We start from the raw sequence: 6,722 nt of genomic DNA on the forward strand, positions 1-6,722 counted from the left end.
CCCTTGGCGGCGCTTGGCCGGCCGGCCCGGCGCAGCAGGCGCTCGGCCACCTCGGCGGTGATCCGCTCGGCCGGGTCCTTGCGGAGCAGGCCCTGGAGCACCGGCTTGAGCGGGCCGGCGTTCTTCGGCGGCGGCAGCGGCTCGGTGGCCAGCGCCGCCAGGGTGGCGATCGCCGACGGCCGGGCGTACGGGGACTTGCCCTCCACGGCGGCGTAGAGCGTTGCGCCCAGCGACCACAGGTCCGCCTCCGGACCGGCCGTGCCGTCCTTGGCGCGCTCCGGCGCGATGTACGCGGGCGAGCCGAGCACCATGCCGGTGCGGGTCACGTTCGGGTCGCCGGGGATGGTGGCCAGACCGAAATCGGTCAGTACCACCCGGCCGTCGTTGCCGAGCAGGACGTTGCCGGGCTTGATGTCGCGGTGCATCACGCCGGCCTTGTGCGCCGCCTTCAGCGCGCCGAGCACACCGAGCCCGATCTCCACCGCGCGTGCCGGCGACACCGGCCCGTCCTCGGCGAGAGTGTCCTGCAACGACTTCGACGCGACGTACTCCATGACGATCCACGGGTCGCCGTCGGTGCGCAGCACGTCGAAGATGCGGACCACGTTGACGTGGTTCAGCCGGGCGATCGCCCGGGCCTCACGCAGGGAGCGTTCCCGCATCTCGCGGCGCTCGTCGTTGGTGAGACTGGGTGGCGGGACGAGCTCCTTGATGGCCACGTCCCGGTGCAGCACCTCGTCACGCGCCTTCCAGACCCGGCCCATGCCGCCCTGACCGAGCGGCGAGATGAGCCGGTACCGGTCAGCGACAAGTTGGGGAAGCGCGTCAGACATCGCAGAGACGGTACCCGGCGCCACCGATGCTCACACCGCCGGCACGCCACTGTGCGGCGAAGGTCAAGTTCGCGACGCGTACGCTGACGCCATGTCTGCCGAAGAGCCGCTGTTCCGAGTCGTCCGGGGCGTCCCGACCGCCGACGAGTTGGCCGCGCTGGTGGGTGCGATCGTCGTCCGGTCCCGTCCGGCCGCCGCGCCCGCGCCGGTGACCACGTCCCCCTGGGCGCGCAGCGCCGACCGACCGTCGCGGCGCCCTCCGCCGGACCCGGCGCGTGGCGCGCCTCCGGTCTCCCCCGCTGAACCTTCCGCCAATCCGAACGGATTGAGCTGGGGCGTAGCCACCGTGATGTCCTCAGGACTGCCGAGATCGCTCCGCACCCATTAACCTCACTCAGGGAAACGGGGCCGTGACAGGTAGGGAGGATCGATGATCCCTGAGGAGGACCGTCCAGCTTCCTGGCTGCGCGACTACGGCGGCATCGAGGCCGACATCCGCCAGATGAGCGAGTTCGCCGACCGGCTCCAGGCCGAGGTCGAACGCAACTACGCGCCACACCTGTCGTACATCGCCGACGACATGAGAGCCCCCGTACCCAACCCGTGCGACGCCTTCGTCGAGCTGGTGCAGTTCCTGCACGCTCACTGGGAGACCCAGCAGGCCACCGCGAACATGGTGCACGACCTGGGCGGAGCACCGGCCACCTGGCCTCCGCGGCCGGCCGGATCGCCGCCGACTACCGGGGCGCCGACGCGTTCGCCTCGGCCAGGGTCGCCGACGTGGAGGCGGCGCTCGCCAACCCGCACTCCACGATGTCCGGTGGCCGGCCGGCTACCGGACCCCACCGGCCCGAACGGCGGGCCGGTGGTGCTGCCGTGATCGACAGGGGCAGCGGCCGGACGTCCGGCCTCACCGACTGGCAACTGATGGACGTGCTCAGCATGTGGGCCTGCGTCCAGGACCACGAGACCCAGGGGCACTGGAAGCAGGTCGCCGGCTGGCGCAAGGTCTGCGACCTCGCGCTGAACCACCTGCGGCGGCTGCACGAATACCGGCGCGGCCTGGCCGAGGCGTGGCCCCCGGAGACCAACGCGGCGGCGCGGGCGTACCTGGGCGAACTCGACCAGCTCATCGACCGCGTCCAGCACACCCACGACGCCGCCGCCGCCAACCACGACGCGCTCGCCGCCGCCACCCGCGCCATCGACAGCGCCCGGCCGGAGTTGAAGAAGCTCTACGAGCAGTACTCAACGAAACTCCAGCAGAAGCGGTCGTACGAGGCGACGCTGGCGGATCCGAAGGCGGCGGCGGGCAGCCGGGTGGTCGATCCGCCGGTGACGGACGTGGAGTTGGAGCAGCTGAACACGAAGGCCCGGGGGATCATGTACGGGCTGAGCAGCGAACTCCAGCAGGCCCAGGTGATGCTTCGCCAGCCTCCTTCGCGTCCCGCTCCTGGTAGGCAAAATGAAAACCCTGATGCCTATGGGGTCGGTCCAGCTCCAATCATTCCTCCGGTTGTGCCCGTGCCGGTTGCGGCTTCAGTTGGGACGCCGTCAGTAAGCCGACCCAAGGTCACAGGGCCTGTTCCCGCGCCAGCCTCACCTAATGTCGGCCCTGTGCTCGGCGGGGCAGGTACTGGGCTTGCCTCAACCCCGAGCGCACCCGGACCGCTTGGCCTGGCACCGACAGGCCCAATCAACTCGTCAACTGCCATCGGGATACCACCCACTCTGCCGTCAGTGACCGGCGCTCCTTCCAGTCGGCCCGCCAATGCGGGTGGAAGACAAGGCCAGGCTGGCCCGGTCAACCGTCCGGCGGGCGGCGGAGGGAACCAAGCCCCGCATGGCGCACGCTCCGTTCCGCCACGGCCAATGCCGCCGGGCGGCTTGATCGGTGGCGTTCCAGGCATGACCCTCGGTCAGCCAGGTGGAGGTGCCTCACCTCGCCGGGTAAATCCGGTGGGTGGCGTTATCGGGGGAGGTGGAGCCGGAACGGCTCCGACCGGCGCAGCCGGCTCTCGCCCCGGTGGAGGTCGGGCCCAGCTCAATGGATCACACGGATTGCCTCCCATCGGCGGGGCACCTGGCATGGGCGGCAGTGTTCACGGAATAAGCGGGGCAAGCGGAAGGCAGTGGGGCCGGCCGACAGTTCAGGGTGAGTCCCGACGTTGGGACCCTGATCATCCATGGGAAACGGACGAGGGGGTGGACCCGGTGGTCCGGCCTCCGGACGACGAGGGCCCCATCGACCCAGGCCCGGCCATCGGCTTTGCCCGGTGAGGGGTCGCGCCACCTCGCTTCTTTTGCCTCTGCTGCTCCTATCAACGGCGGTGGGTCTTCTGCCAACTGCTCCGGCCCAGGCGGCCCCTAATCCGACAGGGGCAGAACGGGTCCGAGGTGACCAGTGGCATCTGCGTTTTTTGAACGTTCCTGAGGCACATCGAATTAGTCGAGGCGAAGGAGTTACTGTCGCGATACCCGACACTGGAGTCGATCCTCATCCTGACCTGCGAGGAAACCTTCTCCCGGGGACCGACATAGTTCCTGGCGGCCGCGGGGACGGCCAGCAAGATCGAGACAGCCACGGTACTGCGATGGCCGGGCTTGTAGCCGCGCATGGGCAAGGCGCGAATACCGGCGCATTGGGAATCGCACCTAAGGCGAAGATCTTGCCAATTCGCGCAAGGGTCCGCAATCTTGAGGGAGACACCGAGAACCTTGCTGCTGGCGTCGAGTGGGCGACCTCGAACGGTGCCGATGTAATTAGCATCTCCGCTGTAGCTGGCGCAAGTGTGCGGCTTCAGCGAGCGATAAGAACGGCGCTACAAGCAAACATTGTCGTGGTCGCGGCAGCCGGTAATCGCCCCGAAGACATAGGAGTTGGCTATCCGGCGTCGGAGGAGGGGTCCTTGCGGTAGGTGGCATCGACCAGGCTGGCGCACATGCGGCCGTGGCCGTAACTGGATCAGAGATCGACGTCGTCGCGCCAGCGGTGGCCATCTATAGCACCAGCTACGACGGGAAATACTCGGAGGGCAGCGGAACATCCAGCGCCACGGCCATAGTCGCAGGAGCCGCAGCTCTGATCCGAGCCAAGTATCCGCATCTGCCGGCTGAAGAGGTGGTACACCGCCTGACAGCGACTGCGGTCGACAAGGGGACGCCGGGCCGTGACGATGAGTACGGCTATGGGGTTATCGACCTGGTAGCAGCCCTCTCAGCAGACGTACCCCCGCTCGGCTTTGAGTCGCTGACGGCAAGCGCGCGGCCCGACGGCGGCCTGACCGCGACGGCCGGTTCGGAGCCGTCCAGCGATGCAGACGACGGAGCAGCCAGACGCGGACTCGCCGCCTTGGGCGTGATCGTGGCGGCGGCAGGCGGCTACCTGCTCTGGCGGCGACGTCGCGACGCTGACGACCCGCCGCCACGGATCAGCCGTTGACGACCGGCGCACGCCGCTTCCGGGTGGACGAGGTGTTCGACCTGACCGCCCGGCGCGGGCTCGTCGCGTGCGGGACCATGCTCGACGGCACACTGGTCAGCGGGCTCAGCTTCGTGGACGAGCTGACCGGCGCGCCGATCCGAGTCATCGGCGTCGACTTTCCCACCCCGACCACACAACGCACCGGCCAGCATCTCCTCGTCGTTTCTCGTGATGACGCGGCACTGGTCCGACCGGGCCGGGTCTGGGCAGGGCAAGTCGTCTCCGGGTCCTGACGTCCGGCCGGTCGCCCGCCCGTCTCCACAGCCCAGCCGGTAGCGTCGGAATCGTGCCGAACTCCCTGCCACTGCGCCTCGTGCTCGCCAGCCAGAGTCCCGCCCGTCGCAAGCTCCTCCAGGCCGCCGGGATCGAACCCGACGTGCTGGTGAGCGGCGTCGACGAGTCCCAGGTGGTCGCCGACCGGGCGGAGGATCTCTGCCTGGAGCTTGCCCGTCTCAAGGCGCTCGCGGTGCTCGATCGGCTGCGCGCTACCCCGGACGAGCGCACGCTGGTACTCGGCTGCGACTCGGTGCTGGCCTTCGACGGGGAGATCCTGGGCAAGCCGGCGGACGCCGCCGACGCCACGGACCGCTGGCGACGGATGCGCGGGCGTAGCGGGGTGCTGCACACCGGGCACTGCCTGATCGACGTGACGCACGAGGCGCGAGCGGAGGCGGTCGCGTCGACGGTCGTGCACTTCGCGGACATCAGCGACGAGGAGATCGCCACGTACGTGGCGACGGGCGAGCCGCTGGCGGTGGCCGGGGCGTTCACCATTGACGGGTTGGGCGGGGCGTTCCTCACCGGCATCGAGGGTGACCCGGGCACGGTGGTGGGGTTGTCCCTGCCGCTGCTGCGTCGACTCCTCGGCGAGTTGGAGCTGAGCATCACGGACCTGTGGACGAAGGTCGCGCCGGGGGGCCAGGAGGTCGAACATCTCGGCTAGCGTCCGTTCATGACCACCAAGCCGTTGCCGCTGACTCCGGAACTGCACGCCTACCTCGTCGCCCACGGCTCGCCGCCGGACGAGATCATCCGCGACCTGGCCGAGGAGACGCTGGCCGCCCTCCCCGATCAGGCGACGATGCAGGTGGCGCCGGAGCAGGCCGCGTTCCTGACCTTCCTCACCCGGCTGCTGGGCGTGCGGCAGGCGGTGGAGGTGGGCACCTTCACCGGGCTCTCCTCGCTGGCGATCGCCCGGGGGCTGCCTGCGGACGGCCAGCTGACCTGCTTCGACATCTCCGAGGACTACACGGGCATCGCCCGGCGGTACTGGGAGCGCGCGGGCGTCGCCGACCGGATCGAGCTGCGCATCGGCCCGGCCGGGGAGACGCTGCGTGAGCTGCCCCAGGAGCGGCACCTGGACTTCGCCTTCATTGACGCGGACAAGACGGGCTACCCGGTCTACTGGGACGAGCTGGTGCCCCGGATGCGTCCCGGTGCGGTCATCGCGGTGGACAACACGCTGCGCGGGGGCCGGGTGCTCGCCCCGCAGAACGCCGACGACCGGGCGATCGCCGCGTTCAACGACGAGGTGCTGGCCGACGTGCGCGTCGAGGCGGTCATGCTCCCCATCGCCGACGGCGTGACCCTCGCCCGGGTCCACTGACGCACCTTGCGGCGTGTCGCGGTGTCCGCGCGGCTAGACATCGCGACACACCGCAAACCGCGCCGCGCGAGACCGCGCCCCGGCAGACCGCGCCGGGTCCGAGGGCCGGCGGGGTGGCTGCCGGAGGAGGGTCAGGCGCCGACCAGGGTCGGGGCGCGGTCGTCGTCCGTCGGCGTGGCGCGCAGGGCGCGGCCGAGTCGCACGGTCAGCAGCAGGGCGGCGGCGATGAAGCCGGGCAGCAGCAGGAAGGCCAGGTGCGGTCCGACCCCGTCGGCCACCGCGCCGAGCGCCACCGGCGCGATCCCGAAGCCCACCCCCATCGAGTACGCGGACCAGCCGGCCGCCTTGTCGGCGCCGGCCCGGCGACGGCCACCGCGATCGAGATCGCGAGGGGGTAGTGCAGCGCGTTGCCGAGCCCCAGCACCACCAGGCCGGTGACGGCGAGCCAGCCGACGGGTGCCAGCCAGAACAGGACGAAGCCGGCCAGCGAGACGGTCAGCGCGCCGAGCAGCAGCGGGGCGGGCGGCCAGCGCAGGGCGATCCGGCCGCCGGCCAGCCGGCCGAGGAACATGCCGCAGACGATCGCGGCGACGGCGGCCGACGCGGAGGCGGCGGTCATTCCGGCGTGCGAACGGAGCACGTCGGCGGTCCAGAGCGACAGGCAGACCTCGATCGAGCCGGTGACCGACATCAGCACCCAGGCGATCCAGTACGCCCGGGGCAGCCGTCCGGCCAGGCGGTCGACCGCGCCGGCACGGCTGAGGGGTACGGGGACGTCGTCGGTCGGAGCCGCACCGGC

Annotated in this window: 7 protein-coding genes and 2 pseudogenes; 6 read left to right on the plus strand and 3 right to left on the minus strand. The window is 70.5% G+C overall.

All coding sequences use genetic code 11. The annotated features are described in order from the left end of the window. Nucleotides 1–833 (minus strand): serine/threonine-protein kinase (locus JNW89_RS22965; protein ID WP_238450457.1); only part of this gene is annotated, 833 nt, incomplete at its 3' end. A gap of 91 nt (nucleotides 834–924) precedes the next feature. Here JNW89_RS22965 and JNW89_RS22970 point away from each other — a divergent pair. Next, a pseudogene (locus tag JNW89_RS22970) lies at nucleotides 925–1,136 on the plus strand (acyl-CoA carboxylase subunit epsilon). Between the two features lie 127 nt (nucleotides 1,137–1,263). Next, nucleotides 1,264–1,713, plus strand: a complete 450-nt coding sequence (locus JNW89_RS22975; RefSeq protein WP_238450459.1) for a hypothetical protein — start codon at nucleotides 1,264–1,266, stop codon at nucleotides 1,711–1,713. 355 nt (nucleotides 1,714–2,068) lie between these two features. Here JNW89_RS22975 and JNW89_RS37780 read toward each other — a convergent pair whose 3' ends face one another. Then, on the minus strand, nucleotides 2,069–2,218 hold the full coding sequence (locus tag JNW89_RS37780; RefSeq protein WP_238450465.1) for a hypothetical protein: 150 nt from the start codon (nucleotides 2,216–2,218) through the stop codon (nucleotides 2,069–2,071). Nucleotides 2,219–3,142: 924 nt separating this feature from the next. Between JNW89_RS37780 and mycP the strand changes: the two are divergent. From mycP to JNW89_RS23005, 4 genes and pseudogenes are all read left to right on the plus strand, one after another. Continuing rightward, nucleotides 3,143–4,275 (plus strand): annotated as a pseudogene (gene mycP / locus JNW89_RS22990) (type VII secretion-associated serine protease mycosin). 32 nt (nucleotides 4,276–4,307) lie between these two features. Continuing rightward, nucleotides 4,308–4,550, plus strand: coding sequence for a hypothetical protein (locus tag JNW89_RS22995; protein ID WP_238450460.1), 243 nt, complete (start codon nucleotides 4,308–4,310; stop codon nucleotides 4,548–4,550). Nucleotides 4,551–4,603: 53 nt separating this feature from the next. After that, nucleotides 4,604–5,260, plus strand: coding sequence for a nucleoside triphosphate pyrophosphatase (locus JNW89_RS23000; RefSeq protein ID WP_238450461.1), 657 nt, complete (start codon nucleotides 4,604–4,606; stop codon nucleotides 5,258–5,260). 9 nt (nucleotides 5,261–5,269) lie between these two features. Beyond that, entirely contained in the window at nucleotides 5,270–5,923 is a 654-nt protein-coding gene (locus JNW89_RS23005; protein ID WP_238450462.1) for an O-methyltransferase, read from the plus strand. Between the two features lie 205 nt (nucleotides 5,924–6,128). On the opposite strand, the gene JNW89_RS23010 is transcribed toward JNW89_RS23005, so the two are convergent. Next, the coding region (locus tag JNW89_RS23010; protein WP_238450463.1) for a sugar MFS transporter at nucleotides 6,129–6,722 on the minus strand (594 nt) is incomplete at its 5' end.

The organism is Micromonospora sp. 4G55 (assembly GCF_016803375.1).